Here is a 26,187-nt window from a genome sequence, read left to right as displayed (position 1 = left end):
GTGAGTTACAAAATCAAAATAAATGATACCAAAGCTTCAAGGCTATCATCATCGAAAAGGGAACAATCCATGTCCCCTTTAATTAGCAATCAAAACAAGAAATCAGTTCTTATTTTTTCAGCTCATGAATCACTGGAAGACCTTGGCCTGCTTCAAGCTCTTGAACATGCCAATCTAGACCAATTTCCGGCATAGTTGCTAGGAACGGATCTGGATTTAACTGTTCCATGTTGAACACGCCTTTATCAGCCCATTCGCCACGGAAGAACTGAAGTGCAGCGGTAATCGCTGGAACACCAGTTGTGTAAGAGATCGCTTGGTGCTCTACGTCTTCGTAAGCCACTTCGTGGTCTGCGTTATTGTAGATGAATACGCTACGCTCTTTACCATCTTTCTTACCTTGAACCCAAGTACCGATACACGTTAAACCAGTGTAACCCGGAGCTAGAGATGTTGGATCCGGTAGTAGTGCTTTAAGAACATGCAGAGGCTGAACCACAGTACCATCGTGCAGTGTTAGCGGATCTGGGCTAAGAAGACCGATATCACGCATGCAATTGAAGTAGTTCAAGTATGCATCACCAAAGCCCATCCAAAATTCGATACGCTTAGCTGGGATGAACTCTTTCATTGAACGAACTTCATCGTGCGCCATTGAGTAAACTTTGTGAGAACCACAGTTCGGGAATTCAAACTCAAGCATACGAGAGTGACAAGGTACTTGTTTCCACTCTTCATTTTCCCAGTAGAAAGAATCGCCTTGGATCTCAAGCATGTTGGTTTCTGGGTCAAAGTTTGTCGCAAACTTCTTGCCGTGGTCACCAGCATTCACATCCATTACATCAATTGAGTCAATCTCATCGAACAAGTGCTTAACCGCGTATGCAGCAAAGATTGATACCACACCTGGATCGAAACCAGCACCAAGAATACCTGTGATGCCTGCTTCAGCGAACTTCTCACGGTAGCCCCACTGCCAATCGTAAGCTTGTGGTACTTGTTGGCCTTCAGAACATAGGTCAACCGCTACCGATGTATCTAAATAAGAAACTTTAGATTGGTAACATGCTTCCATGATTGCCATGTTTACCCAAGGAGGACCAGCGTTGATCACTAGATCCGGCTGAACTTCTTTAATCAAAGCAACAAGCGCATCAACATCATCAGCGTCTACTGAACGTGCTTCTAGTTTCTTAGTTGAATCTTTAAGGTTGTTTTTGCCCTTGATAGATTCGATGATTTTTTCACACTTCGCGATTGTGCGAGAAGCGATTGTGATATCACCCAGTACTTCGTTATTTTGTGCTGCTTTGTGTGCAACAACCCAACCAACGCCGCCTGCACCAATTTGTAGAATAGCCATAGTATTAATTACCCTTGTTGTTCTGCTAGCTCAGTGGCTAGAGTTTGAATTTTGTTAATTAGAGATTTGAAATCTGATGTCTTTAGGCACGGATTCAAGATAGTGAATTTAAGCGCACTCTTACCATCCACGACCGTTTCACCGAGTACTGCAACACCACGAGTCAGCGCTTCCAGTCTTAGCGTTTGATTCAATTTGTCTAAATCTAGCTCGCCGTTTGCTGACGGCTTAGATCGGAACAGCACTGTTGATAGTGACGGCTCTGCGAGTAGCTCTAAGTCAGCTTGGTTTTGAATCAGGTCTGCCACTTCTAGCGTTTGCTCAAGAAGATGGTCGTACATATCACCCAACTGCTTTGGTCCAACGCTTTGCATCGTCATGAAGACTTTCAATGCATCGAAACGCTTGGTGGTCGCAATAGACTTATCGACTAGATTTGGCAGTTCATCGTGTTCGCGGTTTAGGTAATCTGCGTGATGTAGAAGGTACTTAAAGTTCGCTTTGTCTTTCAACAATACCGCGCCGCAGCTGATTGTTTGATAGAACAATTTGTGGAAATCGACACTCACAGAGTCCGCTTTTTCGATGCCTTGTAAGCGAGCCTTGTGGCTACTCAAGATAAGCGCGCCACCGTATGCACTGTCGACATGGAACCAAAGGCCTTGCTGACTTGCGATTTCTGCAATCGCATCAAGGTCATCGATAGCACCATGATCGGTTGTGCCCGCAGTACCAATCACAGCAAAAGGAATCAGACCTTGTGCTTTCAGTGCTTTCACTTCTGCGTCTAGCAAGTCAGGCTTGATAGTGCCGTTTGCATTGGTATCAACACAGCACACTGCCGCTTCGCCTAGCCCTAGTAGAGAGGCTGACTTTTGAACCGTGAAGTGAGATTTCTTTGAACATAAGATACGCAGCTTGCTCGCGTATTCTGGTAAGCCAAGCTTTTGGATAGAATGACCATTGTGCTTATCCGCAACCCAGTCTCTCGCAAGCAATAAACCCATTAGGTTACTTTGCGTGCCTCCGCTAGTGAAAACACCGTCAGCTTGTGCGCCAAGTTGGTATTTGTCACACATCCAATCCACAACGCGCTGCTCAACATAAGTCGCAGCCGATGCTTGGTCCCATGAATCCATTGATTGATTCAACGCCGCGATAATCGATTCCGCTGCTACCGAAGCCATAAGAGGAGGAGTGTGAAGGTGTGCAATGCAATCTGGGTGTTGCACGAAGATGGAGTTTGCAGCGACAAGGTCTGCAGTACTATCTACAACATCAACCAAAGCGTGTTGATTTTTATCAAGGTCGACAGCATTGATAGCTGCTTCTAGCACTTTTGGATCTAAACCCGAATAAGGGGTTTCAACCTGTTCAAAAACCGCTTTCATCGCTTGAGTGGTTTGGTTCATCACGTTAGCAAATTCGTCGCTACCGCCTAAACCTGTATGGATGAAATGCTTGTTCCATTCTTGGTTTGCTTGTTCGCTTGAAGCTGGGTCTTGTTGTAAGCCACCACCAGTTGCGATGATCGCTTCTTCCATCACGCGCAATGCAAAGTCAATCTGCTCAAAAGAGATAATCATTGGCGGAAGGAAACGAATTACCGAGCCATCACGACCACCCTTTTCAACCATCAAGCCACGCTCTAACGCTGCTCGTTGAATCGCTAGGGTTAGTTCGCCGTCTGATTGTGGTTCGCCAAACTTGTTAAGCTCACCATTTGGTTGTTTGATCTCAGCACCGAGCATCAGGCCTTTACCACGAACTTCAGCAATACAGCTAACGCGTGATTGAATCTTCTCAAGCCCGTGACGTAAATATTGGCCTGCGATGTTCGCGTGCTCAACTAAGCCATCTCGTTCGATGATCTCCAACGCCTTAGCGCCAGAGACCATTGCTAATTGGTTACCACGGAATGTACCGGTGTGCTCACCCGCTTTCCATGTATCAATGCTCTTATCGAACACAAGCAGCGACATAGGCAGTCCACCACCAATCGCTTTAGATAAACATAAGATATCTGGATTAACACCAGACTCTTCAAACGCAAATCGATGGCCAGTTTTGCCCACACCACACTGAATCTCATCAAAAATCAGTAGGATGCCGTGCTCATCACAGATGCGACGTAGGCCTTGTAACCAAGATGCTGGAGCAGGAATCACACCGCCCTCACCTTGCACAGGCTCAACGATCATCGCCGCCGGTTTCATGATGCCAGACTCGTCATCATTCAACATACGTTCGATGTAACGAATGCTCGCGTTAGCACCCGCTTCACCACCAATACCAAACGGGCAGCGTAGGTTGTATGGGAAAGGCATGAAGTGCACATCAGACATCAAGCCGCTACGACGCTCTTTAGTGCCGAGGTTACCCATCATACCCATGGTGCCGTTCGTCATACCATGGTAAGCACCACGGAAAGCAAACATGGTGTTGCGACCTGTGGTTTGCTTGGCGAGCTTGATCGCCGCTTCCACAGCGTCAGCGCCAGATGGGCCACAGAATTGAAGAACCGAGTTATTTGAAAAGTCTTGAGGAAGAAAAGCTTTAACTCGTTTGATAAACGTCTCTTTTGCTTGAGTCGTGATATCAAGTGTTTGGTATGGCAAACCAGAATCGAGTTGGTCTTTAAGTGCTTGGTTAATCTCAGGGTGGTTGTAACCCAGAGAAAGTGTACCTGCACCGGCTAAGCAATCGAGAAAGAGTTGGCCACGAGTATCTTCAACTAAAGCGCCACATGCTCGTTTAATAGCAATAGGCAGGCGTCTTGGGTAAGAGCGAACATCCGACTCATGCTGTTCTTGCTCTAGCAAAATAGCGTCAGGTGTTAGGTCGTACGTTCCCTCTAAGATAGGAACCATAGTTGAAAATGAATTTGCGATAGTATTGATATCGACTTCAAAGGCGGTAGTCATAAAAGTCCCCTTGAATGTGTTCATACTCACCTCCATCAGACGCAATTACCCACCAACTCTCGTTAAATTTGGAGAGAGTTCATAGTGAAGTACACGTATTGTCTAGAAATGAGATATAGCTGTACGCTCGCATAAGTCAAATGACGAATACGAAATTAAGCCGTCTTAAGACAGCGATAAATTGTTAGCGTGAGCTCAAGGTTCAGTAATGCTACTGTTTTGAAGAATTGGACATTTGTGCAGTATCGGACAGCTATGAAGAACTGGCCCTTTTGGAAATGCAGAGCTGATTAGCAATGTTGTTATTAGTGTATTCAATGTTGGGTTTCCCATTAGCATGGCGAATTGCGCCATAAGTATCCCGTCTATCAGCTAAAGGAATAGCCGATACCTACCCTACGTAATGTCCCAATCAGCAAGAATGGTCACTACGCGTATCCCCCAGAAGCTATCGCTGCTCTTTTTGAACATTGATCATTCCGAGATTGCGCGGGAAAGTAACATAAAGTTAAATGAACGATCAATAGTTTTCAATAATAGCTTGGTAAATAGCAGCGGTGGCGAAGCAATTGCTGTAAATATCGTCACACTATCGTTTGGGAAAGAGATCCCCGGTTCATTCGTTCCTCATACCCGAGGATGACGACGTGGGGTTATAAACGTTGCTAGAGAAGCTTTTAGGTCATGGCGTCTTTCCGTCATTCCCTAGCACGAGGAACAAGTTCATAGGGAATCTCGCTTTTAAAAACTAACTTGATTGCAAAATTTGAAACAGAGATAGAAATGAATGTTGAGTGCGGATTCGAACAAGAAGAGTTCTTAAACGTAAAAGCTAAACGTCAGAAACCAAAAAGCCCGAACATTTCTGTTCGGGCTTCTTAATTTGGAGCGATACATCGGGTTCGAACCGATGACCTCAACCTTGGCAAGGTTGCGCTCTACCAACTGAGCTAGTATCGCATTTGCTTTATCGAGATAAAGACTTTAATAGATGGTGCCCCGGGCCGGACTTGAACCGGCACAGCGCGAACGCCGAGGGATTTTAAATCCCTTGTGTCTACCAATTCCACCACCAGGGCACGCAATTCTTTATTGCGATGCCGATTACTGAAAAGTAAAACACCATCTTAATGCTGACGCCAATCAACATTACAAAATTTGGAGCGATACATCGGGTTCGAACCGATGACCTCAACCTTGGCAAGGTTGCGCTCTACCAACTGAGCTAGTATCGCATTTTCATTCAAATTCTTTCTAGAAGAAAGAGAGAATGGAGGCGCCTCCCGGAGTCGAACCGAGGTCCACGGATTTGCAATCCGCTGCATAGCCACTCTGCCAAGGCGCCTTAGTAACTCCAATCGAATCGCTCATTGCCATCCTCTTGGGTACGGGATGCATTCTACGGATTCAGACGATTGAGTCAATATTATTTTTGTATTTTTAATTCGTTTGAATAGATTTCATACGAAACAGGCCAAATAGCTGACTTTATGTTCAAAACACACTGTGAGCGGGTTATTCAAAGGAGATCTATATCACATTAGATATCCACTATTGATAACTTAACCTTAGGTTAAAGATCAAAAAAGCGAGCCTCAGCTCGCTTCTTCATCAATGATGTTTTTCGTCTAACAAATCGTCTTTGGCAGCCATCAAGTATTGTGCCATTGACCAATAAGTAAGAACGGTGGCGACATACAGTGCAATGTAACCTACCCACACCATCCAGTCGTCGTATCTCCAGATAAGTACCCAAAGAGCGAACATCTGAGAAACCGTTTTGACTTTACCAACCCAAGATACCGCAACACTTGCGCGTTTACCGATTTCAGCCATCCATTCACGAAGCGCTGAAATGATGATCTCACGAGCAATCATGGTCACGGCTGGAATAGTTATCCAAATAGAGTGGTAATGCTCTGTAATCAGGATAAGAGCCGTAGCGACCAACACTTTGTCAGCCACAGGGTCAATGAAGGCACCGAAGCGAGACGTTTGCCCTAACTTACGAGCTAGCATGCCATCTAGCCAATCAGTGAAACCGGCTACCCAAAACACCATCGCAGCAGCGAAAGGAGCCCATTGATAAGGTAGATAGAAAACGACAACGAATACTGGGATCAAAAATAGTCTCAGTAAGGACAAAATGTTAGGTATATTCAAACGCATATTATTGGGCTCTTATTAATTGCGCTTTAATGGTGCGGGATTTTTACTATTGTTTCAATGCTTGATAAATGTTTTCTGCCAAAGAATGACTAATGCCCGGCACTTTGGCTATTTCTTCGACAGTTGCACGCTTAAGTTCTTGTAAGCCACCCATATATTTCAGCAAAGCTTGACGACGTTTAGGTCCTACCCCTTCAATTCCTTCCAAAGCACTGGTTCTGCGCGTTTTACCACGTTTCGCCCTGTGCCCTGCAATCGCATGATTATGGCTCTCATCACGAATGTGCTGGATAAGATGCAGCGCTGGTGCATCGCTAGGTAAATTAAACTCTTCACCTTCAAGGGTTACCAAAGTTTCTAAACCCGGTTTACGCGTCACGCCTTTCGCAATACCCATCATTCTTGGTCTAAACGGCCAATCACCCCAATATTGAGAAATGATCTCATGAGCGCGGTTTAGCTGACCTTTACCACCATCGATAAAGATGATGTCTGGGATCTTGTCGACATCGAGTTGCTTCGAATAACGTCTCTCAAGCGCCTGAGCCATCGCTGCATAATCATCGCCACCTGTAATGCCGGTGATGTTGTAACGACGGTACTCTGGTTTAACCGGGCCTTCTTGATTGAACACCACACACGACGCAATCGTGCTTTCACCCATGGTATGACTGATATCAAAACATTCCATGCGCTTGATAGCATCCATCGACAGCACTTCTTGGAGCTCTTTGAAGCGCTGATTAATCGTCATCTTGTGATTAATCTTGGTGGTAATAGCCGTCAATGCATTGGTATTAGACAATTTAAGGTAACGACCTCGAGTACCTGAAGGGTTGGTATTGAAGTGAATCTTACGACCCGCTACTTCACACAAGGCTTCTTGAATCGGTGTGACATCTTCCATCAAATCGGCATTGAGAATCAAACGGGTTGGGATGGTTCTCGCTTCACTATGCGCAAGATAGTATTGGCTTAAAAAGCTCGAAAAGACCTCTTCTCGCACCGTATTGTTGGGAATTTTAGGGAAATGGCTTCTACTGCCTAAAACCTTGCCTTGGCGAATCATCAAGATATGAATACACGCTACGCCATTCTCTTGAGCAAATCCCAACACGTCCATATCTTCCATTGAATCGTCAGATACGTATTGTTGTTCTTGCACACGTCGAATCGCTTGGATTTGATCACGGAAAGCGGCAGCTTGTTCAAAACGAAGCTCACGGCTTGCCTTGTCCATTTTGTCGATGAGCGTCTCAAGGACTAATTTGTCTTTCCCTTGCAGGAACAGACGAACGTAGTCGATAAGTTCACTGTACTCTTCATCAGAGATGATTGAGCTAACACATGGCGCAGCACAACGACCAATCTGATACATCAAACACGGGCGCGTTCTATTGGCATAAACCGTATCTTCACACTGGCGGGCAGGGAAAATCTTTTGGATTAGGTGTAGCGTCTCACGCACAGCGCCGGAATCAGGGTAAGGACCAAAGTATTCGCCCTTTTTCTTCTTAGCACCACGGTGCATCGACAAACGAGGATGCTTGTGACCGCTAATAAAAATATAAGGGTACGACTTATCATCACGCAAAAGTACGTTGTATTTAGGCAAGTACTGCTTGATGTAGTTGTGCTCAAGAATGAGCGCTTCTGTTTCCGTGTGCGTTACAGTGACATCGATCTTGTCAATATTACTAACTAGAGCGCGTGTTTTTTCACTGTCGACTTTTTTACGGAAATAACTGGAAAGGCGTTTTTTGAGGTTCTTAGCTTTACCGACGTAAATAACGGCAGCCTCGGCGTTATACATTCGATAAACGCCGGGCTGCTCTGTTACTGTCTTGAGGAATGAGACTGAGTCAAACAAGTTGGTCACTATACGATCTCAGTGTTAAAGGGTCTCAGTGTCTAACATTCCATGTCTAATCGCTAAATGCGTCAGCTCTACATCGCCACTGATATCCAGCTTACTGAACAAGCGGTAGCGGTAACTGTTGACTGTTTTAGGACTTAGATTGAGTTGTTCTGAAATATCCGTCACTTTCTGACCTTTGGTAATCATCATCATGATTTGAAGTTCACGTTCAGATAAGTCTGCGAATGGATTTTCAGACGCAGGCGAGAATTGGCTCAAAGCCATCTGCTGCGCAATTTCTGGTGAAATGTATCGTTGGCCACTATTAACCACTCGAATTGCATTTACCATTTCATCCGGACCTGCCCCTTTAGTAAGGTAACCAGCAGCTCCAGCTTGCATCACTTTAGTTGGAAACGGATTTTCCGTATGAACAGTTAAAACGATGATTTTAACATCAGGGTTGAAACGCAAGATCTTCTTGGTTGCTTCTAAGCCACCAATACCAGGCATATTCATATCCATCAAAATAACGTCAGTATTGTTAGTACGACACCATTTTGCAGCATCTTCACCGCTTTCAGCTTCCCCTGCTACGTTCATTCCACGGACGTCTTCAATAATACGTCGTATCCCTGTGCGAACCAGCTCGTGATCATCTACAAGGAAAACATTTATCAAACTTGTATCTCCACACTATTAATTGGCTCTGCAACCACTGTGTCATTTCATCTGTTTGAAACAATTGAACAAAGGAACAGTGGATCGCAGCATTGAGTACATCTTAACTTAATTACTAAAAAAAAGCTCTGTTGAATATGTGCTGAAACACGAACTTTAGCAAGTACTTATTAACAAATAAGCTAACTAAAACAACAAGCTTTTTCTAAAAATCAACCAGTTAAAACAACACCCAATAAAATTACATAAGATAAAGATATTTTCAATACCATTGAATAACCATTCGCGACAATTTCACTTATTTGCTTATAGAGTCCCGTTATCTACTGCTGTTAACAAGTATTTAATGACTATCTTCGCAGCCTATTGTGCGTAATCTGGCGCTAGATGGTAGTATTCACTCCCCCATATCAATAGGTTATTACATTGGATATTCAGCAAGGCTTTGTACTTACAAGACAGGCGAGAGATTTTTCTGGGCGTACACAAATCGACTTGTGGTTAAGCACGCCTCAAGGCCCTACTCTTCTGACTATTCAAAACGAAAAGCCGGTATTTTTTGTTGCTCAATCTAATGTGGCCGCTTGTGAGGTTATTGCGACTAAAGAGTCGATAGACTGCCAATTTAAACCGCTTGAGATCGCGACCTTCGAACAAACCCTTCTCGCGGCTTGTTATACCTCACTATCAAGAAGCAGTTTTGGTTTGGCACAAGCCTTTAACAACGAAGAAATCCAGACTTTTGAGAGCGATATTCGCCTTGCGGATCGCTTCCTAATGGAACGTTTTATCAAAGGAAGTATTGAGTTTACTGGAACGGCGGTACAAAAAAATCAACATCGTCGAGTCTCCAATGCTAAGTGCAGAGCGGGTAACTACTTACCCACGCTTTCGATGGTTTCTCTGGATATCGAATGTTCAGAAAAAGGCGTGCTCTACTCTATTGGTTTAGACAGCCCGATGGACAGCCGAGTGATCATGATTGGGGAGCCACAACAAGCTGAAACCAATATCCAATGGGTTGCTAATGAGAAAGCACTACTTGAAGCGATGATCGCATGGTTCTCTGAATTTGACCCCGACATCATCATTGGTTGGAATGTCATTGACTTCGATTTTAGGCTCTTACACAAGCGGGCGGAATGGAATGAGGTAAAGCTCAATATCGGTCGAGACAATCAACCTAGCTTCTTCCGTAGCTCAGCACAAAGCCAACAGGGCTTTATTACTATTCCAGGGCGTGTTGTTTTGGATGGCATCGATATGCTGAAAACAGCAACCTACCACTTCAGATCTTGGTCGCTTGAATCAGTCTCACGCGAACTACTTGGTGAAGGTAAGGATATTCATAACGTTCATGATCGCATGGATGAGATTAATCGAATGTTCAAGTTCGATAAGCCCTCACTGGCTAAATACAACCTGCAAGACTGTGTGTTGGTAAATCGAATCTTCGAACACACCCACCTACTCGATTTCGTTATAGAGCGCTCTCGCTTGACCGGAGTTGAGCTAGACCGTGTTGGCGGCTCTGTTGCAGCCTTTACCAATTTATATTTACCTCAGATACACAGAGCAGGTTATGTTGCCCCGAACCTAGAGCCAGAGAACTGGATTGCGAGCCCCGGCGGTTATGTGATGGATTCAATTCCCAATCTGTACGACTCGGTTTTGGTACTCGATTTTAAGAGCCTGTATCCATCGATCATTCGCTCGTTTCTGATTGACCCTATGGGACTAATTGAAGGGTTGAAGCTTGAACTAGGCCCAGCAGAAAACCAAGCCGTTGATGGCTTTCGAGGTGGGCAATTCCACCGCTCTAAACACTTCTTGCCCGAGATGATCGAAAACCTTTGGGCTGCACGTGATGTGGCGAAGAAGAACAACGAGAAAGCGTTCTCTCAGGCGATTAAGATCATCATGAACTCATTCTATGGTGTGTTAGGTTCGTCTGGTTGTCGTTTCTTCGATACCCGGTTAGCGTCTTCAATTACCATGCGTGGACATGAGATCATGAAGCAAACCAAGGTTCTGATCGAAGACAAAGGCTATCAAGTGATTTACGGCGATACCGATTCAACCTTCGTGTCTCTGAACGGCAGTTATGATCAGCAAAAAGCAGACGAGATCGGGAACACACTGGTCGCTTACATCAACGATTGGTGGACGAATCACTTAAAAGAGACCCACAACCTAACCTCAATACTCGAATTGGAATACGAGACTCACTATCGCAAGTTTCTAATGCCGACCATTAGAGGTTCAGAAACCGGCTCGAAGAAACGTTATGCCGGATTAATCACTCAAGGCGATAAAGAAAAGATCATATTTAAAGGGCTTGAGAGTGCACGCACCGATTGGACACCTCTCGCACAGCAATTCCAACAAACCTTGTATGAGATGGTGTTTCACGATCAAGATCCAACCGACTACGTCAGACAGTTTGTTGATGAAACCTCTGCTGGCAAACATGATGATTTATTGGTGTATCAAAAGCGCTTACGCCGCAAATTACATGAATACCAAAAGAACATTCCGCCGCAGGTTCGCGCAGCTCGTATGGCCGATGAGATCAATGCTCAGTTAGGGCGCCCTCTTCAATACCAAAATAAAGGACGCATTGAGTATTTGATTACTCTGAGTGGCCCTGAGCCCAAGGAGTATTTAAAGAGTGGTATCGATTATCAGCACTATATCGACAAGCAGATTAAACCGGTCGCAGAGGCAATACTGCCCTTCATCGGTTTAGACTTTGAAAGAGTTAGTGGGCAGCAGTTGGGTTTGTTCTAGCACTATATTCAATATGCTCTTAAAACGAAAAAAGCAGAGATATGTTCTTCAGCACACTCTGCTTTTTAGTATCAATGGATCGGTTATAAATCTCTATCCGATTCTGAACTCGGTTTTCTGATACTGCTTAATCAACCACTCACCAAAGCCATCAAGAATACCGATCACCGAACGTTTAGGGATTGGTCGACCAGAAAGTAAAATGCCCAACCTTTGGATTTCGACTTCTCGATCTGGGTGATACTTCAAGAACTGTTGGCCACATTCAACAGGATCATCGTACCAATATTTATCGCGGTACATCACCAGTGAGTAACTCGCCCGTAGAAGCTTCTTGGCAATAATCACCTGCGCAGCGACTTGTTGTTCTGGCGTTGTCGCTCGTGCGATCTTGTTGCGATACACCGCCAACCAGTTTTCCGCATCCATATTCCAGTGCTTAGCGATTTCCCAACTTGTTTCAAAATCACCATAGCAGTCTGATAAGTCTTCACCATGCACACACACGGCTAAATGCTTGAGCATAAAACCCCAAGTGAAGATATTGTCGAAATCGACTATCTCACTCACTAAGGTAGTTTTTATCGCCACTTGAGTTACCTGCGGGAAGCTCTTTTGGAAACGCCATTTGATGGTGTTCAACAAAGTGGTTCGTTGGTCAGGAAACGGTCGATGGGTCACCACAACCACATCTAGATTGGAGCGACCGAAGACGGCTTGCTTACGAGCCACACTGCCATAAATATAAATACTGTGCAGATTAGATCCTAACCCACCTTTTAGAAAGGTAATCAGATCGTTAACCACAGGTTGAAATTCAGGTTGAAAAGGCTGTGTTGGGTCAATAACGGGTAGCTGCATAGGTCGTTTCGGTAAATAAAATAATGATTTAACTATAACTCTATGATCGCCTAGGTGACTTTATGATTCAAGCTATTCCTATTTATAGCATCTCCGAGATATAATCAGCGGATAGACCCACTAAGGACAAACACAAAATGCCTAGAGCAAGTGAAATTAAAAAAGGTTTTGCTATCACAGTAGAAAGCAAAACAGTGATCGTTAAAGATATCGAAGTAACAACACCAGGCGGCCGTGGCGGCCAAAAGATTTACCGCTTCCGTGGTAACGATGTAGCAACTGGCGTTAAAACTGAAGTTCGCCACAAGGCTGACGAAATTGTTGAAACTATTGACGTAACTAAGCGTGCAGTAATGTTCTCTTACGTTGATGGCAACGAGTACATCTTCATGGACAACGAAGATTACACACAATTCATCTTCAACGGTGAGACTATCGAAGACGAACTACTGTTCATCAACGAAGAAACTCAAGGCATGTACGCGATCCTTATCGACGGCAACGCTGCAACGCTTGAGCTACCAACATCTGTTGAACTAGTTATCGAAGAGACTGATCCTTCAATCAAAGGTGCATCAGCGTCTGCTCGTACTAAGCCTGCTCGTCTTTCTACAGGTCTTACTATTCAAGTACCTGAATACATCGCGACTGGCGACAAAGTAGTAGTAAACACTGCTGAACGTAAATACATGAACCGCGCAAGCTAAGATACTTATTATGACCGAAGCTAACGACCTAATGTCTTATGACGACGCAATTGACACTGCATACGACATCTTCCTAGAGATGGCACCTGACAACCTAGAGCCTGCAGACGTGATTCTTTTCACTGCTCAGTTTGAAGATCGTGGCGCAGCAGAGCTTGTTGAAACTGGCGATGATTGGGTTGAACATGTTGGCTTTGAAGTCGACAAAGAGATCTACGCTGAAGTGCGCATTGGTCTTGTGAATGAAGCTGATGACGTTCTAGACGACGTATTTGCTCGCATGTTAATCAGCCGTGATCCAGAACATAAGTTCTGTCACATGCTGTGGAAACGCGACTAATACCGCTGTTGACGCTCATCTGCATGAGTAAACAAGTATTCATGTAAGCGAGTTAAAAGTTAGCCGAGCCCATTGCTCGGCTATTTTTATCACGCTATTTTCCATCGTGATTCATCACTTTCATCATCAACGTTAGATTCACTGATTATGACCAAAGCAAAAACAGACACACAATCAAAAGGCTATGCCTGCATTGGCCTAGTTAACCCAAAGACGCCAGAAAACGTAGGCTCAGTGATGCGAGCAGCTGGCTGCTACGGCGCCAACTCTGTGTTTTACACTGGCACACGCTACGACCATGCGCGAAAATTCCATACCGATACCAAAGAAAAGCACTTAGCCCTTCCTTTGATTGGTGTTGAAGAGCTGAAAGATATTATTCCAGTAGGCTGCGTGCCGGTTGCTGTTGATCTAATTGAAGGTGCTAAGCCTCTACCTGATTACAAGCACCCACCACGTGCGTTTTACATTTTTGGCCCAGAAGATGGCACGCTAAAGAAAGAAATCACAGATTTCTGTCGTGAAACGATTTACGTTCCGACCAACGGCTGTATGAATCTAGCGGCATCAGTGAATGTTGTGCTTTACGACCGACTGGCGAAAGGCGATAACTTTTCGAATCATAAGTAAAAGAAACGAGATACGAGATACGAGATACGAGATACGAGATACGAGATACGAGCAGATTATAGATGCGCCTACACGAGATAAGAGATGCGAAAAGCTCGCTTACTGTCACTTATGGCAGCATGTTTTCGATACTCGGTTACTCGCATCCCGCATCTGCTATTTCTCCAGACGTAAAAAAACCTGCTCAATGAGCAGGTTTTTTAGTATTCAGTGCTTTTAGCTAATGAAGCTTTACGCGTAAGAAATTACGTAATTACTGACGTGTTCTTGGCTTAGCTGGTTTAGCCGGACGACCGTTGTTCAGTTTAGGCTTACTTTTGTTAGCCTGAGGTTTGCCTTTGTTTGCAGCTGGAGCGCTACGACCTGAATCAGGTGTTGTAGTACCGCGAGTTGCAGGCTTCTTACGCTTAGTTTGGTTGCTACGGCCTTTTGGTGCGTTTGCACGCTCTTCGTGACGTTTAACAGCGCGACGAATTTTTTGGCTACGAGAACGCTCACGCTTACGAGAAGTGTTTGAAGGATCAAGATCCAACAGTGTCTCTTTCTCAGGCTTAAGCTCAACAAGCTCACGCAAGTAGTTAACTTCTTGAAGATCTAGCTCTTTCCAACCGCCACGAGGCAGTTTCTTATCAAGGTAGATATCACCGTAACGTACACGTTTCAGGCGGCTTACTGTTGTTTCTTGTGATTCCCAAAGACGACGAACTTCACGGTTACGACCTTCGTTAATCGCTACATAGAAAGTATGGTTCATACCTTCACCACCAGCGTAAACCACATCTTCAAAACGAGCCATGCCGTCTTCTAGTTGTACGCCACGAGTAACGTTTTTAACTTTCTGCTCAGTCACTTCACCGAATACACGTACTAGGTACTCACGTTCAACCTGACGGCTTGGGTGCATTAGACGGTTTGCAAGCTCACCATCAGTAGTGAAAAGCAAAAGGCCTGATGTGTTTGCATCAAGACGACCAACTGAAATCCAACGAGAACCACGGATCTTAGGTAGACGATCGAAAACAGTACGGCGGCCTTCAGGATCGTGACGAGTACAAAGCTCACCTTCAGGTTTGTAGTAAGCAAGTACACGACAAACCACTTCTTCAGAAGCCTTGCCTGAAACAGTATGGCCATCGATACGGATCACTGAGTTCTCGTCTTCAAGACGCTCGCCCAGTTTCGCAACTTGACCGTTAACACTTACACGACCAGATTTGATTAAACCTTCTAGTTCACGACGAGAACCGTGACCAGCTCGCGCTAAAACCTTCTGTAATTTTTCGCTCATTTACTCTTTTCTACCTAATTGTCGTCTTCACAGACGTCGAATGAATTTTTCGCGACCAAATCGCGGTCGCGTATTATCGCAAATAACCTGCCAAAAAGCACTTGTTATTTACTGTGGCAGGTTTGCTGTATCGTTACAGACTGTTAATCAGTAAAGCGATTATTCAAACGGCGCAGGATCGCCAGCACCACGACGTAGAACCACGGCATCATCGTCACTGAAGTCAATAACCGTCGTCGGTTGCTCACCTAAGTAACCGCCATTCAAAATGACATCAACCGCATGTTCTAGGCTGTCACGAATTTCTTCTGGATCCGACTCTGTAGTCTCGTTACCCGGAAGAATCAGAGACGTCGACATCAGTGGTTCGCCCATCGCTTCCAACAGGTCGAGTGCAATCTTGTTGTCTGGGACACGAATACCAATCGTTTTACGCTTGGCGTTCATCAAACGCTTTGGCACTTCTTTAGTTGCTTTAAAGATAAACGTGTAAGCACCTGGCGTGTGTGCTTTCAGCAGACGGAAAGCCACGTTATCAACGCGTGCATACAGTGATAACTCAGAAAGATCACGGCATAACAAGGTGAAATTGTGCTTGTCATCGATGCGACGAATTTTACAGATACGTTCAAGTGCTTGTTTGTTTTCAAGCTGACAGCCCAGCGCATAACCGGAATCTGTTGGATAAACCACAACGCCGCCATTGCGAATAATCGCAACCGCTTGAGTAATTAAGCGTGCTTGTGGGTTATCTGGGTGTACATAAAAAAACTGGCTCATTGTTGATCCTCGTTATCGAATCTCTCGACTCTATCATCAGAAGGAGCTGGCTCACCTAAAGACTATTCAGATGGTGAAACCGTTTGAAACTCCCAATCTTTCCATACTTCTTCGACCCCAGAAGGTAGCCAGAGATTGCGTCCAAGTTCCATCCACGGAGATGGGTAATGGAAATCACTGCCTTGGGAGGCTAATAGTTTGTATTGTATAGCATAATCCGCGAGTGTGCGTCTTTCTTGTTGCGCTTGCTGAGGTTGAGCTACTTCCATCGCATCCCCTTTCGCTTCAACAAATGCCGCTAGCAGGCGCTTAACCCACTTGGCTGTAAGTCCATATCGCCCAGGGTGAGCGAGTACGGCTTGTCCACCAGCAGCATGAATAGCCGTGACAGCATCACTCATTGAACACCAAGTTGGCGGCACATAACCTGGGTTATTACGAGTAAGAAACTTTTTAAACACCTGCTGCATAGTTTTCGCGTAGCCATTGTCGACTAACCATTTCGCAAAGTGTGCTCGAGTAATTGGTGCATCACCCGCAATCAATTTAACTTCTTCTAGCACCCCTTCACGAGTCGCTTTCTCAAGACGTTGAGCAATCATCTCTGCACGTCCAATACGGTGTTGCTTCTGTCGCTCAATGAGCGCTTTGAGTTCTGGTGACTCAGGATCAACGTTTAACCCAACAATATGGATATCTTTGTTTTGCCAAACAGTCGAAATCTCAATGCCGTTGATCAGCTGAATAGGAAGATTGTTATCAGCAATATAGTTGCGTGCTTCAGCAAGCCCATCAGTCGTGTCATGATCTGTAATCGCTAGCGCTTCGATGTTAAAGCCAAGCGCTCGGTCAATTAGCTCAGGTGGAGTAAGTCGGCCATCTGAGGCTGTTGTATGACTATGTAGATCAATTCTCATATATTCTTTTTCATTGTTTTCAATTTTTATCGTTATATTTGTGTCAACACACTTGACCCGCAAGCATAAAACTAGTTAACTAGTACACAAATACGAAGTATCACATTTGATAGGTTCACCATGTTACAAGAATTTAACCAAAACCATAAAGATAAAGTTTTAGAACTTTCTTCAGTAGAAGCAAGTTCAGAGCTTAATTGGTGGCGCACTTGGACAAGTTCTTGGTGGGCTAACGTGTACTTCTAATTAAACAGTTTGTTTATAAAAAAGTTATCACTAAGCCCGCTTTAATAGCGGGCTTTTTAATTTGTCGAACATCTCACATTCAACTGACTAACAAATCATCGAATTGACCATATTCTAGATTGGGTGAAAGGTATCTTTATGCGACTATGTACGGCAGGAAATTTAAAGAATCATAAAGGAGGTCTTGTGAACAAGGCCATTGAAATCAAAAAGCTGGGAACCATTGAGGTCATCAATTCCTCAGTTCCTTACTCGCAAGATCCAACCAGCGTTTTTCATACTTTGTGTGAAAACAAAACTGATAGTCTTTTGTTGGAATCTGCCGAGATTGAATCTAAACAGAACCTGACAAGCCTACTCCTTATCGACTCTGCTGTTCGCATCGTATGTCGCGGACATGAAGTAACCTTTCAAGCATTGACTGAAAACGGTCAAGCGCTTATCGAACATCTCACTCAAAACGTGAAAGCAGAAATTAAATCTGACCTTACTGATAACGTTTTGACGCTGACTTTTATCGAACCAAGCAACGAATTAGACGAAGACTCACGTTTAAGAGAAGCCTCTTCATTCGATGCACTGCGTTTGGTTCAGCACAGCTTTGAGCAAGACGCGGATAACAAACACGCATTATTCATGGCGGGCTTATTCGCTTACGACATCGTGGCAAACTTTGAGCCACTAGGTGATGCTGAAGCAACCAACAATTGTCCTGACTTTGTATTCTACGTAGCTGAAACACTATTGCGTTTCGATCATCAAGAGAACGAAGGCCTACTTCACGCGAGCTTATTTGCTCAAGATGACAACATCAAAGCGCAATTAACTGACCGTCTAGCCGACATTCAAACTCAGTGTCAGTCCCTGAAAGCCATCACTGAAGTAACGCCGTTAGACAACGTTGAAGCTGTACCTAGCGTTTCAGATGAAGACTTCTGCCAAACGGTTCGTGATTTAAAAGAGTACGTAGTTAAAGGCGATGTATTCCAAGTGGTACCTTCACGCCGCTTCACTCTACCTTGCCCTGCCCCACTGGCGGCTTATAAAGAACTCAAACAAAGCAACCCAAGCCCTTACATGTTCTACATGCAAGACGAGCTGTTTACTCTGTTCGGTGCATCTCCAGAAAGCGCGCTGAAATACGAGACAGAAACCAACCAAATCGAGATCTACCCGATTGCTGGTACTCGTCGTCGTGGTAAGCGCCCTGACGGTCAAATCGATTTCGACCTAGACAGCCGTATCGAGCTTGAACTGCGTACCGACAAGAAAGAAAACGCCGAGCACATGATGCTAGTTGACCTAGCGCGTAACGATGTGGCACGTATTGCCGAAGCTGGCACTCGCCACGTAGCAGACTTACTGAAAGTAGACCGCTACAGCCATGTAATGCACTTGGTTTCTCGTGTTGTTGGTCAGCTCCGTGAAGACTTAGATGCTCTGCACGCTTACCAAGCTTGTATGAACATGGGCACGCTAACGGGCGCACCAAAAATCCGCGCAATGCAGCTTATTCGTGACGTAGAAAAAACGCGTCGTGGTAGCTACGGTGGTGCAGTCGGTTACCTAACCGGTGAAGGGACTCTAGATACTTGTATCGTAATTCGCTCTGCTTACGTTGAAGATGGCGTAGCACAAGTACAAGCTGGCGCTGGTGTGGTATTCGATTCAGACCCACAAGCAGAAGCCGATGAAACTCGCGGCAAGGCACAAGCGGTTATCTCAGCGATTCAAGCAGCTCATACTAAGAACCTAACAAATAAGAAGGAGTCGTAATCATGGCTGATATTGTATTCATCGATAACTTCGACTCGTTCACTTACAACCTTGTAGACCAATTTCGTTCATTAGGTCACAGCGTAAAAATTTACCGTAACAACATTCCTGCAAAAGTAGTTGAAGCGGCGATCAACGAACTAGACAACCCTGTTGCACTGCTTTCGCCAGGCCCTGGCGCTCCAGCAGATGCGGGCTGTATGCCAGAGCTGATTCAGCTTCTAAAAGGTAAAGTGCCAATGATTGGTATTTGCTTAGGCCACCAAGCGATTGTTGAAGCCTATGGCGGCACCGTTGCAGGCGCTGGCGAAATCATTCATGGTAAGGTGTCGATGATGGAACACCAAAACCATGCGACTTACCAAGGCCTACCTTCGCCATTGGCTATCGCTCGCTACCACTCTTTAGTGGCAACGCATGTATCTGATAGCCTAACGGTGACCGCTGAAGTAGATGATTTGGTGATGTCTGTGGTTCAAGAACAAGACAAGGTGTGTGGATTCCAATTCCACCCTGAATCAATTATGACGACCTACGGTGCAACGCTTCTAGCAAACGCTATCGAATGGGCTCTTGAGAAAAAGACGATATAGGAAACGATCATGGAACAGATTAATAAACTTTACGAACAGCAGTCTCTTACTCAAGAAGAAAGCCAACAGTTATTTGATGTGATCATCAAGGGTGAACTAGACCCAATCTTGATGGCTTCTGCGCTAACTGCACTGAAAATCAAAGGCGAAACGCCCGATGAAATTGCAGGCGCAGCAAAAGCACTACTTGCGAATGCAAACCCGTTCCCGCGCCCTGATTACGATTTCGCAGACATCGTAGGTACAGGTGGCGACGGTCACAACACCATCAATATCTCGACGACTTCTGCATTTGTTGCCGCAGCGTGTGGCTTAAAAGTCGCGAAGCACGGTAACCGCAGCGTATCGAGCAAATCAGGTTCTTCTGACCTATTGGATTCGTTCGGTATCAACCTAGCGATGACAACAGAAGACACGCGTACGGCTGTTGATGAACTTGGCGTAGCGTTCCTATTTGCTCCGCAGTATCACGTTGGTGTACGTCACGCGATGCCTGTTCGTCAAACCATGAAAACGCGCACTATCTTCAATATCCTTGGCCCACTGATTAACCCAGCTCGCCCTAACATCGAGCTAATGGGTGTTTACAGCAAAGAGCTTGTACGCCCTATCGCGGAAACCATGCTGCAAATGGGCATGAAGCGCGCGGCGGTTGTTCACGGTAGCGGCCTAGATGAAGTAGCGATTCACGGCGAGACTATCGTTGCTGAGATTAAAGATGGCAAGATTCACGAGTACACAGTGACTCCGGCTGACTTTGGTTTGAACACTCACCCTCTTGAAGCGATTAAGGGCGGCGAGCCAGAAGAGAACAAAGCCATCACAACTGATATCCTGACGGGTAAAGGCACTGATGCTCAAGTTGGCGCAGTGGCAGTCAACGTAGCTCTGCTGATGCGTCTATTTGGTCACGAAGACCTAAAAGCCAACGCTCAGCAAGCGATTGACGCGATGAACTCTGGCAAAGCGTACGAGCTTGTACATAAGCTTGCTGCACACGCCTAACGAACGACGAATTGAGACAAAGAACATGACACAGACTACCGATAAACTGTCGACCCACGTTTCAGTCAAAGAAGCTGAAATGGCGGAAGTATTAGCAAAAATCGTTCGTGATAAATACCAATGGGTTGAAGCGCGTAAGCAGACTCAACCATTAGACGAGTTTAAAGCGTCACTAACTGCAACAGACCGCAGCTTTTATGACGCTCTGAGCGGAGAACAAACGGTTTTCATCACTGAATGTAAAAAGGCTTCTCCGTCAAAAGGTTTAATCCGTGACGAGTTTGACCTCGACTACATTGCTTCTGTTTACAACAACCACGCAAACGCGATTTCTGTGCTGACAGACGAGAAGTACTTCCAAGGTGACTTTGAGTTTTTACCTAAAGTTCGCAGCATTGCTAAGCAGCCTATCCTGTGTAAAGACTTCATGGTTGATACCTACCAAGTGTATCTAGCTCGTCATTACTCAGCTGATGCTATCTTGCTAATGCTATCGGTATTAGATGACGAAGAGTACAAAGCGCTGGCGGAAGTCGCTCACTCACTCAACATGGGTGTATTGACCGAAGTCAGCAACGAAGAAGAGCTTCACCGTGCAGTCGCTCTAAACGCTAAGGTGATCGGCATTAACAACCGTAATCTTCGTGACCTTTCGACTGATTTGAACCGTACTAAAGAGTTGGCGCCGCTGATTCGCGAACTGGCTCCAAACGCAGTTGTGATTTCAGAGTCTGGCATCTACACACATCAACAAGTTCGTGACCTTTCAACGTTTGCAGATGGCTTCCTAATCGGTAGCTCTCTAATGGCAGAGAAGAACCTCGAGCTTGCGGTACGCAAAGTAACACTGGGTGAAAACAAGGTGTGTGGTTTAACTCACTCTGACGATGCAGCAAAGGCTTATCAAGCTGGTGCGGTATTCGGTGGTCTGATATTCGTTGAAGCATCTAAGCGTCATGTGGATATCGAAGCGGCTCGTTTGACTATGAGCGGCGCACCTTTGAACTACGTGGGTGTGTTCCAAAACCACAGCGTTACTGACGTTGCGAAAACGGTTTCTGAGCTAGGCCTGTTCGCTGTGCAATTGCACGGTGATGAGTCTCAAGCGTTTGTCGATGAGCTAAAACAGTCACTACCTGAAAGCGTTGAGATTTGGAAAGCTTACGGTGTTGCTCCCGATGCTGAGAGCTCGCTACCAGAATTACTGGAAAGCAACGTGACTCGTCACCTGCTAGATACTAAAGTGGGTTCTCAAACTGGTGGCACAGGCCAAGTGTTCGATTGGAACCTAATCAACAACCAAAGCGCAATCATGTTGGCGGGTGGCCTAAACCCAGAAAATGCTAACCAAGCCGCTAAGTTGGGTTGCTTAGGATTAGACCTAAACTCTGGCGTTGAATCCGCTCCAGGAAAAAAAGACGCAGACAAACTGCAACGTGCTTTTGCAGCGATTCGCAATTACTAGTCCAAACTCGGCGCTAGAAATTAGAAAGCAGAAACTAAAAACATATTTGTGAGCTTTGCCTTTTGCGAAGCTCAAACAAGATTAAATGACTTGGTGTGAATACACATCAGTAGAATTGAAGGAATAACACAATGGCTAAACTCGATGCCTACTTTGGTGAATACGGTGGTCAATACGTACCGCAGATCCTAGTGCCAGCACTAGACCAACTTGAACAAGCATTTATCGATGCACAAGCCGATCCTGAGTTCCGCAGCGAATTCATGACGCTTCTTCAAGAGTACGCTGGTCGTCCAACGGCACTAACGTTGACTCGTAACCTAACTAAAGGCACAAAAACCAAACTGTACCTTAAGCGTGAAGATCTACTTCACGGTGGCGCCCACAAGACAAACCAAGTACTTGGTCAAGCATTGCTAGCAAAACGTATGGGTAAGCAGGAAATCATCGCTGAAACTGGGGCAGGCCAACACGGTGTGGCAACGGCTCTAGCGTGTGCTCTACTAGGTCTTAAGTGTCGTGTATACATGGGTGCAAAAGACGTTGAACGTCAAAGCCCGAACGTGTTCCGTATGAAGCTAATGGGCGCAGAGGTTATCCCTGTTCATTCTGGCTCTTCAACGCTAAAAGATGCATGTAACGAAGCGCTACGTGACTGGTCGGCAACTTATGAAGACGCGCACTACCTATTGGGTACTGCAGCGGGCCCTCACCCATTCCCAACGATTGTTCGTGATTTCCAACGCATGATTGGTGAAGAAACGAAGAACCAAATTCTAGCTCGTGAAGGTCGCCTTCCTGATGCAGTTATCGCGTGTGTCGGCGGTGGTTCAAACGCTATCGGTATGTTCGCGGATTTCATTGAAGAAGAGTCTGTACGCCTAATCGGTGTAGAGCCTGCTGGTAAAGGTATTGATACCGACCAACACGGCGCGCCGCTTAAACACGGTAAAACTGGTATCTTCTTCGGTATGAAAGCACCACTGATGCAAGATGAGAATGGTCAAGTAGAAGAGTCTTACTCTGTATCTGCGGGTCTAGACTTCCCATCAGTTGGTCCTCAACACGCGCACCTAAATGCTATTGGCCGAGCTGAATACGACAACGTGACCGACGACGAAGCGCTAGAAGCGTTCCAATTGATTGCACGTAAAGAAGGTATTATCGCAGCGCTAGAGTCATCTCATGCTTTGGCTCATGCTGTTAAAATGGCTCACGATGACCCAGAGAAAGAACAGCTATTAGTGGTTAATCTATCTGGTCGTGGTGATAAAGACATCTTCTCTGTACACGACATTCTTAAAGAGAAAGGAGCATTATAATGGATCGCTATCAATCACTCTTCACTCGCTTAGCTGAAAAGAATCAGGGCGCATTTGTACCATTCGTAACGGTTGGCGATCCTAACCCTCAGCAGTCTCTTAAGATCATGGAAACACTCGTTGAAGCGGGTGCTGATGCACTTGAACTTGGTATTCCATTCTCAGATCCGCTTGCAGATGGCCCGACAATCCAAGGTGCAAACATTCGTGCGTTAGATTCTAAAGTCACGCCAGATGTGTGTTTTGATCTTATTGGTCAAATTCGTGCTAAATACCCAGAGCTACCAATCGGCCTACTGATGTACGCAAACTTGGTGTACGCACGTGGTATCGAGAACTTCTACGAGCGTTGTGCTAATGCAGGTATCGATTCAGTATTGATTGCTGATGTACCAACCAACGAGAGTGGCGAGTTTGTTGCTGCAGCTAAGAAGTTTGGCGTTCACCCAATCTTTATTGCTCCACCAACAGCAAGTGATGAGACGCTTCAATCGGTTTCTGAGCTAGGTGGTGGTTACACTTACCTACTTTCTCGTGCTGGCGTAACGGGTGCAGAAACCAAAGCAAACATGCCTGTGACAGCCCTACTTGACCGTTTGAACAAGTTTGATGCGCCACCAGCACTGCTTGGTTTCGGTATCTCTGCTCCTGAGCAAGTAAAAGAAGCCATCGAAGCTGGCGCTGCTGGTGCTATCTCTGGCTCTGCGGTTGTGAAAATCATTGAAAACAACGTTGAACAACCAGAAGCAATGCTTAAAGCACTTGCTGAGTTTGTTACGCCAATGAAAGCGGCAACGCAAAAATAATAAATAGGCTCCCACTAGTGCGATAATTAGCGCTGTGGGAGTTTTTCTCCGAGAACACGCCCAAACCCTCTCAATTGTTAAATTTCTGATAAAAACAACACCTCATACAAACCTGTAGCACACCTATAATACCCCACCAAAACATCACCACCATTTATAAAAATAATGACAAATCAAAAAAGCAAACGTTTGCTTTAGTGTGAAAAATCATCAAATGACATTTGATTACTGCTTTTTGGTGTTCTTTCATCTCTGCTCATATTGATAAATGTAAAAGATACGTGTAAAACTTCTCGCGAAATATTAATCCAATGGTACATCGTACATTGGTGAGTAGTTCTGGGATTTTTATATTTAGTAGCACAGAGGTTATGGAAGTGTTAAAAGAAAAGAGTTTACTAAGCAACATCGGCGTTCAAGTCGTTATTGCAATGATCATCGGTACCCTAGTCGGTGCGATGATGGGTGACAGCGCAACTATGTTCGCTCCACTGGGTGCTATCTTCATCAATTTGATCAAGATGCTGGTTATCCCTCTAGTCGCGGTTGCCCTAATTTCAGGTGCTGCTGGTCTAGGCAACAGCTCATCAGCAGGTAAAGTGGGCGTGACCACTCTAGGTTACTTTGCACTAACGTCTGCACTTGCTGTAGCACTAGCGCTAGTAATGGGTGAAATATTCGAACCAGGTCGTGGTATCGATGTTTCTGGCGTTGAAGGCATGTTCTCTTCTGAATACGCTGCGAAAGGTGAACTTCCAACGTTCTGGGCAACCATCACAGGCATGATCCCGACCAACGTTTTCCAATCACTGAATGAAGCAAACATTCTGCAAATTCTAGTTTTCTGCTTATTCTTCGGTATTGCGATTTCTAAACAAGCGAAAGAGAAACGTGACCCTATCATCAATGGCGTAAACGCGATTGTTGACGCTATGGTTTGGATGATCAACAAGGTTATGATCATTGCACCACTTGGCGTATTCGGCCTAATGGCAGAAGCTGTGGGTACATTCGGCTTTGGCGCACTTATGGTTGTGTTCAAACTGTTCGTTGTCTACATCGCTGCGATTCTGATCTTCGGCTTTGTTGCTTACCCGCTAATGATTCAAATCTTCACTAAGACTTCTGCGAAGAAGTTCCTAGTGGCGATGAAGAAGCCTCAAGCGGTTGCACTATCAACAGCATCTTCAATGGCGACACTGCCAGTAACAATGGAAACGGTAGAGAAAGAACTTGGCGTTCGTAACTCTACGGCTTCATTCGTTCTGCCTCTTGGTGCGACGATCAACATGTCTGGTAACGCAATTTACTACGGCCTAGTTGCTATCTTCTTCGCACAGCTGTTCAACATCGACCTTTCTATGGGTGCTTACGTTGCTATCATCGTAACGTCGACTCTAGGCGCAGTTGGTCAAGCAGGTGTTCCAGGTCCTTCTTTCCTAGTGGTTGCGGTTCTTCTAGCAGCTGGTATCCCTATTGAAGGTCTACCTCTGTTGTTCGCTCTAGACCGTATCTTCGACATGATCCGTACTGCTCTAAACATCACTGGTGATGCAGCATGTGCAGTCATCGTTGATTCTCTAATCGAAGACGAAGCGAAAGAAGCTGAGCTACAAAAACAGCAAGCGTAATATTAAGCTTCAGTTTGATTGATAAATAAAACCGC

21 protein-coding genes, 4 tRNA genes and 1 other annotated feature are annotated in these 26,187 nt (G+C 45.2%); of the genes, 12 read left to right on the top strand and 13 right to left on the bottom strand.

Annotated features, from left to right (window positions below; all coding sequences use genetic code 11):
- Positions 1-109: 109 nt before the first annotated feature.
- The 9 genes from AB4161_RS02800 to uvrY form a co-directional block, all read right to left on the bottom strand.
- Positions 110-1,363, bottom strand: coding sequence for a carboxynorspermidine synthase (locus tag AB4161_RS02800; protein ID WP_017061002.1), 1,254 nt, complete (start codon positions 1,361-1,363; stop codon positions 110-112).
- An 8-nt stretch (positions 1,364-1,371) separates the two neighbouring features.
- Positions 1,372-4,311: a pyridoxal phosphate-dependent class III aminotransferase gene (locus AB4161_RS02795; protein WP_372082731.1), complete on the bottom strand. Its 2,940-nt coding sequence runs from the start codon at positions 4,309-4,311 to the stop codon at positions 1,372-1,374.
- 860 nt (positions 4,312-5,171) lie between these two features.
- Positions 5,172-5,247 (bottom strand) — tRNA-Gly (locus AB4161_RS02790).
- A gap of 32 nt (positions 5,248-5,279) precedes the next feature.
- Positions 5,280-5,366 (bottom strand) — tRNA-Leu (locus AB4161_RS02785).
- 80 nt (positions 5,367-5,446) lie between these two features.
- Positions 5,447-5,522 (bottom strand) — tRNA-Gly (locus tag AB4161_RS02780).
- 36 nt (positions 5,523-5,558) lie between these two features.
- Positions 5,559-5,632 (bottom strand) — tRNA-Cys (locus tag AB4161_RS02775).
- A gap of 266 nt (positions 5,633-5,898) precedes the next feature.
- On the bottom strand, positions 5,899-6,456 hold the full coding sequence (pgsA, locus tag AB4161_RS02770) for a CDP-diacylglycerol--glycerol-3-phosphate 3-phosphatidyltransferase (protein WP_017061490.1): 558 nt from the start codon (positions 6,454-6,456) through the stop codon (positions 5,899-5,901).
- A gap of 46 nt (positions 6,457-6,502) precedes the next feature.
- Positions 6,503-8,335 carry an excinuclease ABC subunit UvrC gene (uvrC, locus tag AB4161_RS02765; RefSeq protein WP_029235668.1) on the bottom strand — a complete coding sequence of 611 codons (1,833 nt, stop codon included), beginning with the start codon at positions 8,333-8,335 and terminating at the stop codon, positions 6,503-6,505.
- Between the two features lie 15 nt (positions 8,336-8,350).
- On the bottom strand, positions 8,351-8,995 hold the full coding sequence (gene uvrY, locus AB4161_RS02760; RefSeq protein ID WP_004729778.1) for a UvrY/SirA/GacA family response regulator transcription factor: 645 nt from the start codon (positions 8,993-8,995) through the stop codon (positions 8,351-8,353).
- 426 nt (positions 8,996-9,421) lie between these two features.
- Here uvrY and AB4161_RS02755 point away from each other — a divergent pair, with 426 nt between their 5' ends.
- Positions 9,422-11,785: a DNA polymerase II gene (locus AB4161_RS02755; RefSeq protein WP_372082729.1), complete on the top strand. Its 2,364-nt coding sequence runs from the start codon at positions 9,422-9,424 to the stop codon at positions 11,783-11,785.
- A gap of 93 nt (positions 11,786-11,878) precedes the next feature.
- On the opposite strand, the gene AB4161_RS02750 is transcribed toward AB4161_RS02755, so the two are convergent.
- Positions 11,879-12,646 carry a hypothetical protein gene (locus AB4161_RS02750; RefSeq protein ID WP_017061494.1) on the bottom strand — a complete coding sequence of 256 codons (768 nt, stop codon included), beginning with the start codon at positions 12,644-12,646 and terminating at the stop codon, positions 11,879-11,881.
- A gap of 137 nt (positions 12,647-12,783) precedes the next feature.
- On the opposite strand from AB4161_RS02750, the gene yeiP reads away from it, so the two are divergent.
- The 3 genes from yeiP (at position 12,784) to AB4161_RS02735 (ending at position 14,323) form a co-directional block, all read left to right on the top strand.
- On the top strand, positions 12,784-13,353 hold the full coding sequence (yeiP, locus tag AB4161_RS02745) for an elongation factor P-like protein YeiP (RefSeq protein WP_017055115.1): 570 nt from the start codon (positions 12,784-12,786) through the stop codon (positions 13,351-13,353).
- Between the two features lie 10 nt (positions 13,354-13,363).
- A complete protein-coding gene (locus tag AB4161_RS02740; RefSeq protein WP_004741258.1) occupies positions 13,364-13,693 on the top strand; it encodes an HI1450 family dsDNA-mimic protein in 330 nt (109 codons plus the stop codon).
- 147 nt (positions 13,694-13,840) lie between these two features.
- Positions 13,841-14,323, top strand: coding sequence for an RNA methyltransferase (locus tag AB4161_RS02735; protein WP_017061495.1), 483 nt, complete (start codon positions 13,841-13,843; stop codon positions 14,321-14,323).
- Between the two features lie 253 nt (positions 14,324-14,576).
- Here AB4161_RS02735 and rluB read toward each other — a convergent pair whose 3' ends face one another.
- The 3 genes from rluB to rnm form a co-directional block, all read right to left on the bottom strand.
- Complete coding sequence (rluB, locus tag AB4161_RS02730; protein WP_017055112.1) at positions 14,577-15,611, bottom strand: 23S rRNA pseudouridine(2605) synthase RluB; 1,035 nt, start codon at positions 15,609-15,611, stop codon at positions 14,577-14,579.
- 159 nt (positions 15,612-15,770) lie between these two features.
- A complete protein-coding gene (locus AB4161_RS02725; RefSeq protein ID WP_009848751.1) occupies positions 15,771-16,391 on the bottom strand; it encodes an L-threonylcarbamoyladenylate synthase in 621 nt (206 codons plus the stop codon).
- Between the two features lie 62 nt (positions 16,392-16,453).
- Positions 16,454-17,308 carry an RNase RNM gene (gene rnm / locus AB4161_RS02720; protein ID WP_372082727.1) on the bottom strand — a complete coding sequence of 285 codons (855 nt, stop codon included), beginning with the start codon at positions 17,306-17,308 and terminating at the stop codon, positions 16,454-16,456.
- Between the two features lie 120 nt (positions 17,309-17,428).
- Here rnm and AB4161_RS02715 point away from each other — a divergent pair, with 120 nt between their 5' ends.
- The 8 genes from AB4161_RS02715 (at position 17,429) to AB4161_RS02680 (ending at position 26,152) form a co-directional block, all read left to right on the top strand.
- On the top strand, positions 17,429-17,554 hold the full coding sequence (locus AB4161_RS02715) for a trp operon leader peptide (RefSeq protein WP_009848753.1): 126 nt from the start codon (positions 17,429-17,431) through the stop codon (positions 17,552-17,554).
- Positions 17,501-17,615: a sequence feature (Trp leader region), on the top strand. Its footprint overlaps the gene before it by 54 nt.
- Before the next feature lie 125 nt (positions 17,616-17,740).
- Positions 17,741-19,330, top strand: a complete 1,590-nt coding sequence (locus AB4161_RS02710) for an anthranilate synthase component 1 (protein WP_017063545.1) — start codon at positions 17,741-17,743, stop codon at positions 19,328-19,330.
- Between the two features lie 2 nt (positions 19,331-19,332).
- Positions 19,333-19,923 (top strand): aminodeoxychorismate/anthranilate synthase component II, encoded by a 591-nt coding sequence (locus AB4161_RS02705; RefSeq protein ID WP_010438041.1) that lies wholly within the window; start codon positions 19,333-19,335, stop codon positions 19,921-19,923.
- A gap of 9 nt (positions 19,924-19,932) precedes the next feature.
- A complete protein-coding gene (trpD, locus tag AB4161_RS02700; RefSeq protein ID WP_372082725.1) occupies positions 19,933-20,928 on the top strand; it encodes an anthranilate phosphoribosyltransferase in 996 nt (331 codons plus the stop codon).
- Between the two features lie 25 nt (positions 20,929-20,953).
- A complete protein-coding gene (gene trpCF, locus AB4161_RS02695) occupies positions 20,954-22,393 on the top strand; it encodes a bifunctional indole-3-glycerol-phosphate synthase TrpC/phosphoribosylanthranilate isomerase TrpF (protein WP_017061499.1) in 1,440 nt (479 codons plus the stop codon).
- Between the two features lie 131 nt (positions 22,394-22,524).
- Positions 22,525-23,715, top strand: coding sequence for a tryptophan synthase subunit beta (gene trpB, locus AB4161_RS02690; RefSeq protein WP_009848758.1), 1,191 nt, complete (start codon positions 22,525-22,527; stop codon positions 23,713-23,715).
- On the top strand, positions 23,715-24,521 hold the full coding sequence (gene trpA, locus AB4161_RS02685; RefSeq protein ID WP_372073297.1) for a tryptophan synthase subunit alpha: 807 nt from the start codon (positions 23,715-23,717) through the stop codon (positions 24,519-24,521). The genes trpB and trpA overlap by 1 nt, the downstream gene beginning before the upstream one ends.
- Before the next feature lie 311 nt (positions 24,522-24,832).
- The gene (locus AB4161_RS02680) at positions 24,833-26,152 is read left to right on the top strand and encodes a dicarboxylate/amino acid:cation symporter (protein ID WP_321163247.1); all 1,320 of its coding nucleotides are present in this window, start codon (positions 24,833-24,835) and stop codon (positions 26,150-26,152) included.
- Positions 26,153-26,187 lie beyond the last annotated feature (35 nt).

This window comes from Vibrio sp. 10N.286.51.E5 (assembly GCF_041469125.1).
GTDB classification, from domain to species: domain Bacteria; phylum Pseudomonadota; class Gammaproteobacteria; order Enterobacterales; family Vibrionaceae; genus Vibrio; species Vibrio crassostreae_C.
Note: the sequence above shows the minus strand (reverse complement) of the source record. Positions and strands in the feature narration are given on the sequence as shown.